At 69.9% G+C, this 14812-nt stretch carries 16 protein-coding genes; 6 read left to right on the forward strand and 10 right to left on the reverse strand.

Annotated features, from left to right (window positions below):
- Positions 1-10 precede the first annotated feature (10 nt).
- Positions 11-3454 carry a chromosome segregation protein SMC gene (gene smc / locus K8940_RS21475; protein WP_223392072.1) on the forward strand — a complete coding sequence of 1148 codons (3444 nt, stop codon included), beginning with the start codon at positions 11-13 and terminating at the stop codon, positions 3452-3454.
- Here the strand turns inward: smc and K8940_RS21480 are convergent.
- Positions 3451-4245: a TSUP family transporter gene (locus K8940_RS21480; protein WP_223392073.1), complete on the reverse strand. Its 795-nt coding sequence runs from the start codon at positions 4243-4245 to the stop codon at positions 3451-3453. The genes smc and K8940_RS21480 overlap by 4 nt on opposite strands.
- A 101-nt stretch (positions 4246-4346) precedes the next feature.
- Entirely contained in the window at positions 4347-4736 is a 390-nt protein-coding gene (locus K8940_RS21485) for a DUF6481 family protein (RefSeq protein WP_223392074.1), read from the reverse strand.
- A gap of 359 nt (positions 4737-5095) precedes the next feature.
- Here K8940_RS21485 and K8940_RS21490 point away from each other — a divergent pair, with 359 nt between their 5' ends.
- The 5 genes from K8940_RS21490 to K8940_RS21510 all read left to right on the forward strand — a co-directional run bounded on the left by K8940_RS21490 (position 5096) and on the right by K8940_RS21510 (position 7701).
- On the forward strand, positions 5096-5476 hold the full coding sequence (locus K8940_RS21490; protein ID WP_223392075.1) for an AtpZ/AtpI family protein: 381 nt from the start codon (positions 5096-5098) through the stop codon (positions 5474-5476).
- 5 nt (positions 5477-5481) lie between these two features.
- Positions 5482-6243, forward strand: a complete 762-nt coding sequence (locus tag K8940_RS21495) for a F0F1 ATP synthase subunit A (RefSeq protein WP_223392076.1) — start codon at positions 5482-5484, stop codon at positions 6241-6243.
- Between the two features lie 47 nt (positions 6244-6290).
- Positions 6291-6515: a F0F1 ATP synthase subunit C gene (locus K8940_RS21500; protein WP_004615714.1), complete on the forward strand. Its 225-nt coding sequence runs from the start codon at positions 6291-6293 to the stop codon at positions 6513-6515.
- Positions 6516-6641: 126 nt separating this feature from the next.
- The gene (locus K8940_RS21505; protein ID WP_223392077.1) at positions 6642-7181 is read left to right on the forward strand and encodes a hypothetical protein; all 540 of its coding nucleotides are present in this window, start codon (positions 6642-6644) and stop codon (positions 7179-7181) included.
- Between the two features lie 10 nt (positions 7182-7191).
- Entirely contained in the window at positions 7192-7701 is a 510-nt protein-coding gene (locus tag K8940_RS21510; protein ID WP_223392078.1) for a F0F1 ATP synthase subunit B, read from the forward strand.
- Between the two features lie 67 nt (positions 7702-7768).
- On the opposite strand, the gene K8940_RS21515 is transcribed toward K8940_RS21510, so the two are convergent.
- From K8940_RS21515 to gcvT, 8 genes are all read right to left on the reverse strand, one after another.
- The gene (locus K8940_RS21515; protein ID WP_223392079.1) at positions 7769-8389 is read right to left on the reverse strand and encodes a glutathione S-transferase family protein; all 621 of its coding nucleotides are present in this window, start codon (positions 8387-8389) and stop codon (positions 7769-7771) included.
- 40 nt (positions 8390-8429) lie between these two features.
- The gene (locus K8940_RS21520) at positions 8430-9209 is read right to left on the reverse strand and encodes a transglutaminase-like domain-containing protein (RefSeq protein ID WP_223392080.1); all 780 of its coding nucleotides are present in this window, start codon (positions 9207-9209) and stop codon (positions 8430-8432) included.
- Between the two features lie 94 nt (positions 9210-9303).
- A complete protein-coding gene (locus tag K8940_RS21525; RefSeq protein ID WP_223392081.1) occupies positions 9304-9747 on the reverse strand; it encodes a hypothetical protein in 444 nt (147 codons plus the stop codon).
- The gene (locus K8940_RS21530) at positions 9744-10163 is read right to left on the reverse strand and encodes a hypothetical protein (protein WP_223392082.1); all 420 of its coding nucleotides are present in this window, start codon (positions 10161-10163) and stop codon (positions 9744-9746) included. The genes K8940_RS21525 and K8940_RS21530 overlap by 4 nt, the downstream gene beginning before the upstream one ends.
- Before the next feature lie 133 nt (positions 10164-10296).
- Positions 10297-11874, reverse strand: a complete 1578-nt coding sequence (gcvPB, locus tag K8940_RS21535) for an aminomethyl-transferring glycine dehydrogenase subunit GcvPB (protein WP_223392083.1) — start codon at positions 11872-11874, stop codon at positions 10297-10299.
- Positions 11871-13217: an aminomethyl-transferring glycine dehydrogenase subunit GcvPA gene (gcvPA, locus tag K8940_RS21540; RefSeq protein ID WP_223392084.1), complete on the reverse strand. Its 1347-nt coding sequence runs from the start codon at positions 13215-13217 to the stop codon at positions 11871-11873. The genes gcvPB and gcvPA overlap by 4 nt, the downstream gene beginning before the upstream one ends.
- A 62-nt stretch (positions 13218-13279) precedes the next feature.
- Positions 13280-13684 (reverse strand): glycine cleavage system protein GcvH, encoded by a 405-nt coding sequence (gcvH, locus tag K8940_RS21545; protein WP_263285800.1) that lies wholly within the window; start codon positions 13682-13684, stop codon positions 13280-13282.
- Positions 13662-14771, reverse strand: coding sequence for a glycine cleavage system aminomethyltransferase GcvT (gene gcvT, locus K8940_RS21550; protein ID WP_223392086.1), 1110 nt, complete (start codon positions 14769-14771; stop codon positions 13662-13664). The genes gcvH and gcvT overlap by 23 nt, the downstream gene beginning before the upstream one ends.
- Positions 14772-14812: the final 41 nt, after the last annotated feature.

Consider the following 14812-nt stretch of genomic DNA (forward strand, 5'->3'; position numbering starts at 1 on the left):
GACCGCCTCCGTGCAGTTCCAGCGCCTCCGCCTCTCGGGCTTCAAGTCCTTCGTCGAACCGACCGAGTTCCGGATCGAGCCCGGGCTGACGGGCATCGTCGGCCCGAACGGCTGCGGAAAGTCCAACCTGCTGGAAGCCCTGCGCTGGGTGATGGGGGCCAACTCGGCCAAGGCCATGCGGGCCGGGGGCATGGACGACGTGATCTTCGCCGGCAGCGGCGCGCGCCCGCCGCGCAACCACGCCGACGTCGCCCTGACCATCGACAACGCCGACCGCACCGCGCCGGCCCAGTTCAACGACGATCCGGTGCTGGAGGTCGTGCGCCGCATCGATCGCGGCGCCGGCTCGACCTACAAGATCAACGGCCGCGAAGTGCGGGCCCGCGACGTCCAGCTGTTGTTCGCCGACGCCTCGACGGGCGCCAACTCGCCGGCCCTGGTCCGTCAGGGCCAGATCAGCGAGCTGATCGGCGCCAAGCCGCAGAACCGCCGCCGCATCCTGGAAGAGGCCGCCGGGGTCTCGGGCCTGCACACCCGCCGCCACGAGGCCGAGCTGCGCCTGCGCGCCGCCGAGGCCAATCTTTCCCGTCTGGAAGACGTGGCCCGAGAACTTGAAACCGCCCTGAACCGCCTGCGCCGCGAAGCCCGCCAGGCCGAGAAGTACAAGCGCCTGTCGTCCGAGATCCGCGCCGTGCAGGGGGCCGTGCTCTACGCCCGCTGGACCGAGGCCCGCGACACCCTGGAGCGCACCCAGCGCGAGGCCACCGAGGCCGCCCGCCTGGTCGAGGAGACCGCCCGCGCCAGCGCCGCGGCCCAGGTGGCGATCACCGAGGCCGAGGCCGCCATGCCGCCCCTGCGCGAGGAGGCGACCATCGCCCAGGCCATCCTGGGCCAGCTGGCCATCCAGAAGGACCGCGCCGAACGCGAGGCCGAGGCGGCCGCCGCCGAGTTCGAGCGGCTGAAGAACGACCTGGCCCGCATCGACGCCGACCTGGCCCGCGAGCGCCAGGCCAAGGAAGACGCCGCCGCCGCCCTGACCCGCATCGACGCCGAGCTCGCGGAGGTCCGCGCCCTGGTCGCCGCCGCGCCGGAGCGGGGTCCTGAGCTGGAAGCCGCCGCCAAGGCCGCCGAGGCCGCCCGCGCCGCCGCCGAGACGCAGGTCGAGCAGCTGGCCGCCCGCGTGGCCGCCGAGGAGGCCCAAGGCCGCGCCGCCGCCACCCGCCTGTCCGAGGCCGAGGCCCGCGCCAACCGCACCAACCGCGCCCTCGACCAGGCCAAGGCCGAGCGGGCCGCCGTCGGTCCCGAGGTCGACCCGGCCGCCGCCGACGCCCGCCAGCGCTTCGCCAACGCCGAGGCCGCCCTGGCCGCCGCCCGCGCGGCGCTGGAAGAGGCCGAGGCCGAGCGCGTCAAGGCCGCCGAGCAGGAGGCCCAGGCCCGCCAGCTGGCGCGCAATGTCGAGGACCAGCTGGGCCGCCTGCGTACGGAAGCCCGAGGCCTGGCGCAACTGACCGCACCGCGCAGCAAGAGCGGCCACGCCCCGGCCCTGGACAGCGTCGCGCCCGACAAGGGCTACGGCGCCGCCCTGGCGGCGGCGCTGGGCGACGACCTGGACGCGGCGCTGGACGCCAAGGCGCCGTCCTACTGGGGCGGCGCCGACGCGCCCGTCCCGACCTGGCCGGAGGCCGCCCAGCCCCTGGCCCCGCTGGTCAAGGCGCCGCCCGCGCTGGCCGCCCGCCTGTCGCACGTGGCCGTCGTTGCCCGCGCCGACGGCGACCGGCTGCAGGCCGCGCTGAAGCCCGGCATGCGGCTGGTGTCCAAGGAGGGCGACCTCTGGCGCTGGGACGGCTTCGTGGCCCGCGCCGATGCCCCCAAGCCCGCCGCCGTGCGACTGGAGCAGCGCACCCGCCTGGCCGAGGTCGAGGCCGAGATCGACGTCATGGCCCCACGCGCCGAGGCCGCCGCCGCCGCCCTGAAGACCGCCGCCGACCGCATGCGCGCCGTCGAGGACCTGCTGCGCGACAAGCGCCGAGGCCCGCCCGACGCCGAGCGTCTGCTCAGCAGCGCCCGCGAGCAGGTGGCAAAGTTCGAGCGCGAGCAGGCGATGAGGGCTGCGCGAGCGCAATCGCTGGACGACACCATCGCCCGCTTCGAGGCCGAGAAGGTCGAGTCCGACGCCGCCCTGGCCGCCGCCCGCGAAGCCCATGCCGCCGCCCAGACCTCGGGCGACCTTCAGCCCCAGCTCGCGGAGGCGCGCCAGGCCTCGGCCCAGGCCCGCGAAGCCGCCAGCGCCGCCCGCACCGCCCTGGACGTCGAGACCCGCGAACGCGCCGGCCGCCAGCGCCGCCTGGAGAGCCTGGAGCGCGATCGCGACGACTGGGCCAGGCGGGCCGAGACCGCCGGCAAGCGCACCGAGTCCCTGGACGGCGACCGCGTGAAGGCCGCCGCCGCCCTGGAGGCCGCCCGCGAGGCGCCGGCCGTCCTGCGGGAAAGGCTGGTCGTGCTGCTGGACGAATTCGCCGCCGCCGAAGCGCGCCGCGCCAAGGCCAGCGACGCCCTGGAGACGGCCGAGACCACGCGCCTGACCGCCGACCGCGCCGCCCGCGCGGCCGAACAGGCGGCGGGCGAGGCCCGCGAAAAGCGCGCGGCCCTGGTCGCCCACCTGGACGGCGCCCGCCAGCGCTTCGGCGAGGTGGCCTCGGCCATCCGCGAGCAGGCGCGCATGGAGCCCGAGGAACTGGGCCGCCACGTCGCCGGCGAGGCCGTGGCCGTCCCGAAGGACGCCGCCGGGGTGGAAGCTCACCTGTTTGCTCTCGAAAGAGAACGCGACGCCATCGGCCCGGTGAACCTGCGCGCCGAGGAAGAGGCCCAGGAATATGCCGGACGCCTGGAGACCATGCGCACCGAGCGCGCCGACCTGTCGGGCGCGGTGACCAAGCTGCGGGCCGGCATCGAGGAGCTGAACGCCGAGGGTCGCGAGCGCCTGCTGGCCGCCTTCGACGTGATCAACGCCAATTTCCAGACGCTCTTCCAGGCCCTGTTCGGCGGCGGCCAAGCCGAGCTGAAGCTGATCGAGAGCGACGATCCGCTGGAGGCGGGCCTGGAGATCTTCGCCTGCCCGCCCGGCAAGCGCATGGCCAGCATGAGCCTGATGAGCGGCGGCGAGCAGGCCCTGACCGCCAGCGCCCTGATCTTCGGCGTCTTCCTGGCCAATCCGGCCCCGATCTGCGTGCTGGACGAAGTCGACGCGCCGCTGGATGACGCCAATGTCGACCGCTACTGCAACATGCTGGACGAGATGCGCCGGCGGACCCAGACCCGCTTCATCGCCATCACCCACAACCCGGTGACCATGAGCCGGATGGACCGCCTGTTCGGGGTGACCATGGCCGAGCGCGGCGTCAGCCAGCTGGTCAGCGTCGACCTGAGCACGGCCGAGAAGCTGGTCGCGGCCTAGAACCCGCCAAATATTCCTAGGGCAGCCTGGCGGATGGGATTGGCCGGATCGGCCAGCAGCTTCACGGCCATGGCGCAGGAGATCACCACCAGCAGCGGCCGGATCAGCTTGGGCCCGAAGCGCATGGCCAGGCGCGAGCCGACCTGGGCGCCGATGAACGCACCGGCCGCCATGGCCAGGCCCACCGGCCAGACGACCACGCCCTTGAGGATGAACAGGGCGAGGCTGCCCAGGTTGCTGGCGGCGTTGGCAAGCTTGGTGTGGGCGGTGGCCTTCAGCACCCCGTAGCCCAGCAGGGTGACGATCGCGACCATGTAGAAGGCGCCCGCGCCCGGCCCGAAGATGCCGTCGTAGAAGCCGACCAGCGGCGCGACGAAACAGGCGAACGGGACCAGCGCCATGCGCGGGGCGACGTCCTCGGTCTTGAGGGCCCGCGAGAAGCCGAAGTAGAGGGCGATGGCGATCAGCAGCACGGGCACGATCGCCCGCAGCAGCTGCGGCGACAGCAGGCTGGCGCAGAGCGCGCCGCACAGCCCGGCGACCGCGGCCGCGCCGGCGACCGGCAGGGCGGTCTTCCAGTCGATCAGGCCGCGCCGGGCGAAGGCGCTGGTCGAGGAGATCGCGCTGATCGCCCCCTGCAGCTTGTTGGTGCCCAGGGCCTGGACCGGCGACAGGCCGGCCAGCAACAGGGCGGGCAGGGTCACGAGGCCGCCGCCGCCGGCGATGGCGTCGAGCGCGCCGGCGAGAGCGGCGACCACGAACAGGCTGGCAAGGACGTCGAGATGAACCATCAGCGGCTCATGATCCCGTTCGCCCCGGCTTGCAAAGCCTGCTGGCGCAGGAAACCAAGACGGGCAAACAAAAAGGGGCCCCGAAGGACCCCTTCTGATCTTTAGCCCAGCAGGTGGCCCCATTGTTGGGCGCGGGACTGCTTGCTGTTGGTCGTCTTGCCCAGGGCGCGAAGCTCGTCGCGTTCCTTGGCCTTCTCTTCCTTGCGGACGCGCATTTCGGCGGCTTCGATCGCCTTGCGCTCCTTCCGCTCGGCGCGCTTGGCGGCCATCAGCTCTTCTTCGCGAGCCAGGGCTTCGAGACGAGCCTTTTCCTTGGCTTCGGCGCGGGCGGCGCGGACGGCTTCGAGTTCGGCGGCGCGTTGTTCTTCACGCTTGTCGAAATCGGGGTCCTGGACGGTCGGCTTGGCCTTGAACTTTGCCAGCATGGCCTTCTTGGCCTCTTGCTGAGCGGAAATACGATCGGCGAATCCGGTGTTCTTCAGGTGCGACATGAATCTTCGTGTTGTTTGGAGGCGGCGGCTCTAAACCCCAGATCGGCGCAAAAATCAATGCGTCATCGGGTCCGTCGCCCCTTGCCTATTGGGGGTGACGCCGAAAGAGCACGCTCCACATAGGAACCGTTCCGCCGTTTCGGTAGACGCGTCTGCCCCGTTAATCCGTCCGGATTGGGGATGGTTTTGCCCTTCCGCGAAGCCGGCGGCGAAATCCTTAAGTATTCCGGCCACTTGACGCACGATGCGGTCACCTTGACGCACCGAGGCGAGGTCTATAGGTTCCGCGCCGATCAAGCCGGCCGGAAAAGCGCCTTGTTTTGGCGCGTCCGCGGGCGTTTTCGGACCTGCCGCTTCCCATGCCCAAGGCCGACGAACCGAACGACAAGGCCCTGCAAAGCCTCGACGCTCGGCTCGACGCATTTGAGGCGAAGAAGGCGGCGGAAAGACCCGCCAAGGCGGAGTCCGAAAGGGCCAACCAGGACGGCTACCGCCTCCTGGCGGACCTGATTGGGGGCGTACTGGTGGGTCTCGGCTTCGGCTGGCTGCTCGACCGCTACGTCCACACGAGCCCCTGGGGCATGGTCGGCGGTCTGCTGATCGGCCTGGGGCTCGCGATTTTCTCCATCGTCCGCAAGGCGATGAAACTGAGCGCGCAGGCGTCGGCGCCGTCCCCACAAGGGAATGCCGACGGAGACACGGGAGACGGGCCAACCGTCCCCAAGCAGAAGAGAGACTAGGGCCGATGGCCGATCCGATGCACCAGTTCCAGATCAAGAAGATCGTGGAACTGCCCACCGTGACCGTTCCCGGCCTCGGCGCTATCGACCTGTCGATCACGAACTCGGTGTTCGCGATGCTGCTGGCCGCGCTGCTGGTCATCACGTTCTACAGCCTGGCGGCCCGCAAGGCCGTGATCCCGGGCCGCCTGCAGTCGGTGGGCGAGATGCTCTACGGACTGGTCGACGGGCTCGCCGAGTCGATCATCGGCCATGACGGCAAGAAGTACCTGCCGTTCATCTTCACGCTGTTCTCGTTCGTGCTGTTCATGAACATGCAGGGCATGTTCCTGGTGTTCACCTCGACCTCGCAGCTGGCCGTGACCCTCACGCTGGGCCTGATGGTCATCCTGACCGTGGTCGCCGTCGGCTTCGCCAAGAACGGCCTGAAGTTCTTCAAGCTGTTCGCGCCGTCGGGCGTGCCCCCCGTGCTGTACATCCTGCTGGTGCCGATCGAGATCCTGTCGTTCCTGATCCGTCCGATCACCCTGGGCCTTCGTCTGTTCGGCAACATGCTGGGCGGCCACGTGGTGCTGAAGATCTTCGCCGGCTTCGTGATCGCCCTGGGCGGTCTCGGCGTGCTGGGCTGGGCCGGTTCGGCCCTGGCCCTGACCTCGGTCGTCGCCCTGACGGCCCTCGAGTTCATGGTGGCCTTCCTGCAGGCCTTCGTGTTCGCGGTGCTCACCTGCGTCTATCTCAACGACGTCGTGCACCTCGACAGCCACTGATCAACCTTTAGTCTTTCCAACAAATACCCTTCCAAGGAGTCTCAATCATGGACGCTGCTGCAGCTAAGTACATCGGCGCTGGCCTGGCCATGCTCGGCATGATCGGCGCGGGCGTTGGCCTGGGCGTGATGTTCGGCAACTACTTCCAAGGCGCCCTGCGCAACCCGACGGCCGCCGCTCAAGAGCGCCCGATGCTGTTCCTGGGCATGGCCCTGACGGAAGCCCTGGGCATCTTCGCCCTGGTCATCGCCTTCCTGATCCTGTTCTCGTAATCCGATCCCTGGAGCGCGGCGCTTCATCGGAAGCGACGCGCTCCATGCTTTTGTTTTCTCGCGCTTTCGGGACGCGGGCCGGCTTGGTCCCCCTGAGAGCGCTCTAGCTGAGAGGCGCCTTCGCCCATGGCGACGGAACATCACGGCACGACCGAGACGACGGAAGCCCCTCAGGGCCACGAAGGCGGCGGCGGTCTCCCGCAGCTGCAGTTCGAGCACTGGGGCGGCCAGATCGTCTGGTTGCTGCTCATCTTCGCCGTTCTCTACGGGGTGCTGTCGAAGGTGCTGCTGCCCCGCGTCAGCGGCGCGATCGACGAGCGCGGCGGCAAGATCGCCGGCGACATCGCCGACGCCCGTCGCATGAAGGACGAGGCCGAGGCCCAGGCCCGCGCGGCCGCCGCCGAGGTCGCCGAGGCTCGCGCCAAGGCCCAGAAGACCGCGGCGGACGCCAAGGCCAAGGCTTCGGCCGAAGCCGCCGAGCGTCAGGCCAAGGAAGAGGCCGTCCTGGCCGAGAAGCTGGCCGCGGCCGAGGCTTCGATCCAGGTCGCCCGCGACAAGGCCATGGGCCAGGTCCGCGTGGTCGCCGAAGAGACGGCCGGCGCGATCGTCGAGAAGCTGACGGGCAAGGCGGCCACGGCCGCCGAGCTGAAGTCGGCCCTCGCCTAAGGAGCTGAAGATGGAACACGAATCCCTGCTCAGCTTCTCGAACCCGGAATTCTGGGTTCTGGTCGCCCTGGTGATCTTCTTCGGCCTGCTGGTCTTCCTGAAGGTCCTGCCGGGCGCGCTGTTCGGCGCGCTGGACGGCTACGCCGCCAAGATCAAGGCCGAGCTCGACGAAGCCCAGCAACTGCGTGAAGAGGCCCAGGCCCTGCTCGCGGACGTGAAGGCCCAGCGCGAGGAAGCCGAGCGCCAGGCGACGGGCATGCTGGAAGCCGCCAAGGCCGACGCCAAGCGTCTGGCCGAGGAAGCCAAGGAAAAGCTCGAGGAGCAGATCAAGCGCCGCGCCGAGATGGCCGAACGCAAGATCGCCCAGGCCGAGGCGCAAGCCGCCGCCGACGTGAAGGCCGCCGCGGTCGACCTGGCCGCCCAGGCCGCCGAGACGGTCCTGACGGCCCGTCTGGCCGGCGCCAAGAGCGACCCGCTCGCCGACGCGGCGATCGGCCAGCTGGGCGCCAAGCTGCAATAGCGGCGGGTCCCAGGCACAAGGCAAAGAGGGCGCGGATCGCGAGGTCCGCGCCCTTTTTCTTGGGCCATCAGGTCGCTTGGACCAGCGTCCGTAAGCCTTCGCTCATCTCGGTCAGTACGGCGGCCACGCGCTCGTCCTCGCCGATCCGCGCCTGGTAGGCGGCCACGGTGGGCAGGCTCCCGACCAGATCGAGACCCAGCCGCCGGCCGGTGACCTCGGCGGCGAAGAGCACCGGGGCCAGGGCGCAGTCGGCCAGAGTCAGGTCCTCGCCTTCATCGCCGAGAAGCCCCTCCAGGACCTCCAGCGCGTCGACCAGCTGTCCGACCAGCTTGCGCCCCTCGCGATCCTCGTATGGCCCAGCCAGGCCGGCCATCGGCGGCATCAGATAGAGGTCGGCGTGCCGGATCAGGGTCCTCACCCTGGCGCGATCGAGCGGATGGCTCGGCAGCAGCGGCCGCTCGGGAAACATCTCCTCGAGAAACTCCAGGATCACCGCCGACTCCCCCACCACCTCGCCGTCGTCGAGGATGAGGACAGGCACGCGCCCCGTCGGGCTGATGTCGCGAAAGCCCCGGTCGTGCGGCCAGCCCGGTGGCGGCGGGACGATCTCGACGGCGAGGTCCTTGGCCCGGATGGCGATCCGGACGCGCGCGGCGAAGGGCGAGACGGGCAAACTGATCAACTGCATGCGACGGCAGGATGGGGCGCCCGCCGCCGATCGTAAATCGCTACGCGACCGCCTTGATCGAGAAGCTCTGCTCGACCAGCATCGCCTCGCCGAAGATGGTCATGAAGGCGATGTCGGCGGCGTCGCGGCCGGTGGCGACCCGGACCAGCCCGTCGACCGGCGCCAGGCCCGTGGCGTCGACCAGCCACCAGCGGCCGCCCAAATAGACCTCGGCGATGGCGTGCAGGTCCGGCGGCTCCAGCCGCCAGGCATAGGCGCTGACCGCTCGGGCGGGGATGTCGGCGGCCCGGCACAGGCCGATGACCAGATGAGTGAAGTCGCGACAGACGCCGGCCCGGTCGATCAGGGTGTCGACCGCCGTCGTGCCCGCGTCGCTGACCCCGGCGCGATAGTTCACGTTCTCGGCGATCCAGGCCAGGATCGCCATCACCCGCCGCCCCCCCTGCAGCTCGCCGAATTCATGGCGGGCGAAGCGCTCCAGCCGGTCGGACGGGCTGTAGCGGCTGGCCCGCAGGAACGGCAGCACGTCGCTGGGCAGGTCGCGGATCGCCATCGCCGGCGCCTGGGACATGTCCTGAGCGCGGGACATGATGTCGACCTGAGCCCGATAGAGCGCGTTGATCCGCCCCGAGGCCGTGAAGACCGTCCGACGCTCGAACGTCACGGGATCGTCGACCCGGACGGCGTCGACATTGGGCCAGAAGGTCAGGGCCTCCAGCCCCACGATCTGGTCGGGCCCGTGCGCCGCCTCGACGAGCAGCAGCACCTCGCACGGGTTGGCGAAGTCGTAGGTCAACGAGGCTTCGACGTCGAAACGCATGGCTTGTCCTGGGGGGTGATGGAGCGCGGCGCGCCCCTGCTACAATCCCCATGGGCCTGATGGGTTCAGGACGATCTTGGCGGGCGGAGGCCGGTCAGCCCTGCTTGGCCATCTTCCGCGCGACGTAGCGCTTCACCTGCTTGCGCGTCTTCTTCAGCAGCCGCCAGCGGGCCTTGCGCAGGACCAGCTTCTCGGTACGGAGCATCTGCTGCCAGACGACCAGCAGCACCTCGGGCTCGCGGCGCATCAGGCGGCGGATCGGGAAGACCAGCTTGGGGTGGCGGCGCTGCCAGCGGATGAAGGTCTTCCGGGCCTGGAACGAATAGCGCAGCACGATCATCAGTCCGATGACCAGCAGCGGCAGGCCCACGTGGCCGGGCAGCGGCGTCAGCACCGCGCCGGCCAGGATCACCAGCGCGCCGAAGCCGATGGCGATCCAGCGAAAGGCGCGGGCCGCGGATTCGCGCAGCAGCAGGGCCAGCCGCGCGCGGCGACGAACCCTGTGCTTGATGTCGATGGTGGAGACGGTCGCGTTCACCGACCGGCTTGCTTCACGGGGCGGCGCTTGAGCGACTTGCGCCAGCGGACGGCGACCCGCCACTTGCGCGGCACGATCAGGCGCTCGATGCGCAGGGCTTGCTGCCAGGCCACCAGCACGACCTCGGGCTCGCGGCGCAGCAGGCGACGCAGCGGGAAGATCAGCTTGGGGTGGGCGTGCTGGAAGCGGACGAACTGCTTGCGGGCCTTGAACGAGTTGCGCAGCACCAGCATCAGGCCGACCACGGTCAGCGGCAGGCCCATCGGGCCGGGCAGCGGCGCGATCAAGGCCCCGGCCGCGATCAGCAGCAGGCCGAGCGTCACCAGCGCGATACGCAGGAATCGCGCGATGAACTCACGGGCGAGGTCATCGGCGGATCTGTGGGCGCGCGGCATGGCGAGGGCGAGAGCAGTCATGGGAGGACAAAACGGGCTTGCGCTTCGCCTGCTCCCTGGGAAAGCCAGCCAGCCCCGACGCGCACCCCCGATATGTGGAGGGATAAGGGCGCCGTAAAGGCGCCCTTCCGTCGCAAGGGGGGTATTGAAAATGCTATTCAGCCGCTAGTGGCGCCGCGGCCACAGGTTTCCACCTCAACCGAGGCTTGCGGGCCGCTTGAGTCTCATCAAGGCGTCGCAGCGGAGCGTGGAACGGCGCGCCCTTGAAGCGCTCCGTCTCGCCGGCTTTCGCCGCGCCGGCCAGCAGGCGGAGGGCTTCGATGAAGCGATCCAATTCCTGCTTGGACTCGGTTTCGGTCGGCTCGATCAGCATGGCGCCGTGGACGACCAGCGGGAAATACATGGTCATCGGGTGGAAGCCCTCGTCGATCATCGCCTTGGCGAAGTCGAGCGTGGTCACCCCGGTGCCTTCCAGCCAGCTGTCGTCGAACAGGGCCTCGTGCATGCACGGCCCTTCCGGGAAAGCCGGGCTCATCACGTCCTTCAGGCGGGCCTTGACGTAGTTGGCGTTGAGGACGGCGTCCTCGGCCACCTGGCGCAGGCCGTCGGCCCCGTGGCTCAGCATGTAGGCGTAGGCGCGGACGTACATGCCCATCTGGCCGTGGAAGGCGCTCATGCGGCCGAAGGCGGTTCTGGCCCCCTCCTCGCCGGCGTGCTCGACCATCGAGAAGCCGTCGTGGCCGTGCACCAGCCAGGGCGTCGGGGCGAAGGCCGCCAGGGCCTCGCTGAGCACCACCGGACCCGCGCCCGGACCGCCGCCGCCGTGGGGCGTCGAGAAGGTCTTGTGCAGGTTGATGTGCATGGCGTCGACGCCCAGGTCGCCCGGGCGCACCCGGCCGACGATGGCGTTGAAGTTGGCGCCGTCGCAGTAGAAGTAGGCCCCGGCCGCGTGGGTCAGGCGGGCGATCTCGACGACGTCGCGCTCGAACAGGCCGCAGGTGTTGGGGTTGGTGACCATGATGGCGGCCACGTGGTCGCCGAGCTTGGACTCCAGGTCCGCCAGGTCGACGCGACCGTCTTCCGTCTGGGCGATCTCGACGACGGTGTAGCCGACGAAGGCCGCCGTGGCCGGGTTGGTGCCGTGGGCGCTGGTCGGGGCCAGGACGGTCTTGCGGTGGCCGTTGCCGGCCGCCTCGTGGGCGGCGCGGATGGCCAGCAGGCCGCACAGCTCGCCATGGGCGCCGGCCTTGGGCGACAGGGCGACGGCGGGCATGCCGGTCAGGGTCTTCAGCCAGTGGGCCAGGCGGTCCATCAGCTGCAGGGCGCCCTGCACGGTCGACTGCGGCTGCAGCGGGTGGATGTCCGAGAAGCCCGGCAGGCGCGCCATCTTCTCGTTCAGGCGCGGGTTGTGCTTCATCGTGCACGAACCCAGCGGATACAGCGCCAGGTCGATGGCGTGGTTCTTTTGGCTGAGGCGCACGTAGTGGCGGACGGCTTCAGGCTCTGACAGGCCCGGCAGGCCGATCGGCTCGGACCGCAGCAGGCCGGCCAGGTCGGCCGACGGGGCGGCGGCCTTAGGCAGGTCGACGCCGGTCTTGTTCCAGCCGTCCAGTTCGAAGATCAGGGCCTCGTCCTGCAGCAGGCCGCGACCACCGCTCAGGGTCTCGTGCCCGGCGGGGGCGTCATTAGCGGCTTCGGGGCGCGTGGGGCGGCCGACGTTGTTCATGCTCATTGGCCCACCACCTTGGTCAGCAGCTTGGCGAAGAAGGGAATATCGATGTCGAGCGTGGTCTCGGTGGCCGCGACCAGCAGCACGTCGTCCAGGCCCGCGCCGGCGTCTAGGCGCGAGAACGGCACGCCGGCGATGACGCCGTGGCCGGCCAGGGCTTCCACCATGTCGGCGGCGTCGCCCGGAACCTTGATGGCGAACTCGTTGAAGAAGCGCGGGGTCAGAATCTCGACGCCCGGCACCGCCGCCAGGGCGTCGCGCAGGGCGAGCGCCTTCTGATGGTTCAGGGCGGCCAGCTGGCGCAGGCCCGTCTCGCCCAGCAGGCTCATATGGATCGAGAAGGCCAGGGCGCACAGTCCGCTGTTGGTGCAGATGTTCGAGGTCGCCTTGTCGCGGCGGATGTGCTGCTCGCGGGTCGACAGGGTCAGCACGAAGCCGCGCTTGCCGTCGGCGTCGACGGTCTCGCCGCACAGGCGGCCCGGCATCTGGCGGACGAACTTTTCCTTGCAGGCGAAGAGGCCGACATAGGGGCCGCCGAAGTTCAGGCCATTGCCGATCGACTGGCCCTCGGCCACGGCGATGTCGGCGCCCATCTCGCCGGGCGACTTCAAGAGGCCGTACGAGACGGCTTCGGTCGTCACGACGATCAGCAGCGCGCCGGCGGCGTGGGCCGCCTCGGCGATCTTGGTGACGTCGGTGACCGTACCGAACACGTTCGGGGTCTGGACGACGACGCAGGCGGTGTCGGCGTCGATGGCGGCGATCACCGCGTCCTCGGCGTCGATGGCCGGGGCCAGGGCCTCCGTCGTGACGCCGGCCGCGTGGGCCAGGGTCTCGATGGTCTCGACATAGTGCGGGTGGACGCCGCCCGACATCACCGCCTTGTTCCGGCGGGTGACGCGCTGGGCCATCATCACGGCCTCGGCCGCGCCGGTCGAACCGTCATACAGCGAGGCGTTGGCCACCTCCATGCCGGTCAGGGCCGCGACCTGGGTCTGGAACTCGAACAGGACCTGAAGCGTGCCCTGGGCGATTTCCGGCTGGTAGGGCGTGTAGCTGGTCAGGAATTCCGACCGCTGGATGATGTGGTCGACCGTGGCCGGCACGTGGTGGCGATAGGCGCCGGCCCCGCAGAAGAACGGTCCCTCCCCTGCGGCGCGGTTGCGACGGGCCAGGCCCGCCATCTCGCGCTCGACTTCGAGTTCGCCGGCATGCAGCGGCAGGTCGACGGTTCCGTCGCGGCGGGCCGAGGCCGGCACGTCGACGAAGAGGTCGTCGATCGACTTCACGCCGATCGCGCCGAGCATCTCGACGCGGTCTTCGGGGGTCAGGGGGAGGTAACGCATGGTCTGCTTTCGCGAGAAGTCCCGGCTCCACGCGCTGCGCGCTTGGCCGGGATGACAGGATTTTACAGCGTGCTCAGGAACGCTTCGTACGCGTCGCGGTCCATCAGGGCGTCGACCTCGGCCGGGTTCGACAGCTTGATCTTGGCGAACCAGCCGCCGCTTTCCGGCAGGGCGTTGACGGTTTCCGGAGCGTCGCCGAGCTCGGCGTTGCCTTCGATCACTTCGCCGGACACCGGCGCGTAGACGTCCGAGGCGGCCTTGACGCTTTCGACGACGGCCAGGCCCTCGCCCTGCTTCACGACCTTGCCCGCTTCCGGGACTTCGACGAACACGACGTCGCCCAACTGCTCGGCGGCGTAGGCGCTGATGCCGACGGTGGCCACGTCGCCTTGGACGATGACCCATTCATGATCTTTGGTGAAACGCATCTCTGTCGGCCCTTGATTAGAGTTTGCGGACGTAACGATTGGGAACGAACGGCGTCGCCACGACCTCGGCGGCGGCCGCTTTCCCGCGAACGATGACTTTCAACTTGGTCCCTACCGCGGCGAAAGCCGGCGGCGCGAAACCGATGGCGATCGGGAAGCCCAGGCTGGGGGCGAAGCCGCCGCTGGTCACCTTGCCGATCACATTGCCGGTCTCGTCGGCGATCTCGGTGCCTTCGCGGGCCGGAGCGCCTTCCAGCACCTTCAGGTTCACGCGGACGCGCGACAGCTCACCGGCCAGCTCCTTGCCGATCCGGCCCGCGCCCAGATAGTCGCCGGCCTCGCGGCGCGACTTGCCGACGGCGAAGTTCAGGCCGGCCTCGATCGGCGAGACGGTCTCGTCCAGGTCGTGGCCGTACAGCGGCAGACCCGCCTCCAGGCGCAGGCTGTCGCGGGCGCCCAGGCCGATCGGCTTGACGCGTTCGTCGGCCAGCAGGGTGTTCCACACCCGCTCGGCGGCGTCGGCCGGAACCGAGATCTCGTAGCCGTCCTCGCCGGTGTAGCCCGAGCGCGAGAGGATGGCGTCGACGCCGAACGCGGTCAGGGCGACGGTGTCCATGAACACCATGCCGGCGGCTTCCGGTACGTGGGCGGCCAGCACGGCGGCGGCCTCCGGACCTTGCAGCGCCAGCAGCGCGCGGTCCTCGAGGCGGGTCACCGTGGCCTCGCCGGCCAGGGTCTCGGCGATGATCTTGTAGTCGTTGTCCTTGCAGGCGCCGTTGACCACCACGAACAGGCCGTCGTCGTCAGGACGCGCGGTCATCAGGTCGTCGATGATCCCGCCCTGCGCGTTCAGCAGCACGCCGTAGCGCTGCTTGCCGGGCTTCAGGCCCTGGTAGTCGGCCGAGACGACCTTTTCGAAGCTCTTGGCGGGATTGTCACCACGCAGGCGCGCCTGGCCCATGTGCGAGACGTCGAACAGGCCGGCGTGCTCGCGCGTCCAGAGGTGCTCTTTCAGCACCCCGTCCTTGTACTGCACCGGCATCGAATAGCCGGCGAACGGCACCATGCGGGCGCCGGCCGCCACGTGGGCGTCGTACAGCGGGGTTTTTTTGAGGTCTTCGGACACTGAAGGGCTCCAAACGGGATCGGCGAGACGACCGGCATCCG

Source organism: Caulobacter segnis (assembly GCF_019931575.1).
Lineage (GTDB): Bacteria > Pseudomonadota > Alphaproteobacteria > Caulobacterales > Caulobacteraceae > Caulobacter > Caulobacter segnis_C.

Bases quoted from the DNA above. Each gene is read 5' to 3' on its own strand.
- K8940_RS21490 (WP_223392075.1), top strand. From the start codon at position 5,096: ATGCCCAAGGCCGACGAACCGAACGACAAGGCCCTGCAAAGCCTCGAC.
- K8940_RS21505 (WP_223392077.1), top strand. From the start codon at position 6,642: ATGGCGACGGAACATCACGGCACGACCGAGACGACGGAAGCCCCTCAG.
- K8940_RS21495 (WP_223392076.1), top strand. From the start codon at position 5,482: ATGGCCGATCCGATGCACCAGTTCCAGATCAAGAAGATCGTGGAACTG.
- K8940_RS21485 (WP_223392074.1), bottom strand. From the start codon at position 4,736: ATGTCGCACCTGAAGAACACCGGATTCGCCGATCGTATTTCCGCTCAG.
- K8940_RS21530 (WP_223392082.1), bottom strand. From the start codon at position 10,163: ATGACTGCTCTCGCCCTCGCCATGCCGCGCGCCCACAGATCCGCCGAT.
- K8940_RS21500 (WP_004615714.1), top strand. From the start codon at position 6,291: ATGGACGCTGCTGCAGCTAAGTACATCGGCGCTGGCCTGGCCATGCTC.
- K8940_RS21480 (WP_223392073.1), bottom strand. From the start codon at position 4,245: ATGGTTCATCTCGACGTCCTTGCCAGCCTGTTCGTGGTCGCCGCTCTC.
- K8940_RS21515 (WP_223392079.1), bottom strand. From the start codon at position 8,389: ATGCAGTTGATCAGTTTGCCCGTCTCGCCCTTCGCCGCGCGCGTCCGG.
- gcvPB (WP_223392083.1), bottom strand. From the start codon at position 11,874: ATGAGCATGAACAACGTCGGCCGCCCCACGCGCCCCGAAGCCGCTAAT.
- gcvPA (WP_223392084.1), bottom strand. From the start codon at position 13,217: ATGCGTTACCTCCCCCTGACCCCCGAAGACCGCGTCGAGATGCTCGGC.
- K8940_RS21520 (WP_223392080.1), bottom strand. From the start codon at position 9,209: ATGCGTTTCGACGTCGAAGCCTCGTTGACCTACGACTTCGCCAACCCG.
- K8940_RS21510 (WP_223392078.1), top strand. From the start codon at position 7,192: ATGGAACACGAATCCCTGCTCAGCTTCTCGAACCCGGAATTCTGGGTT.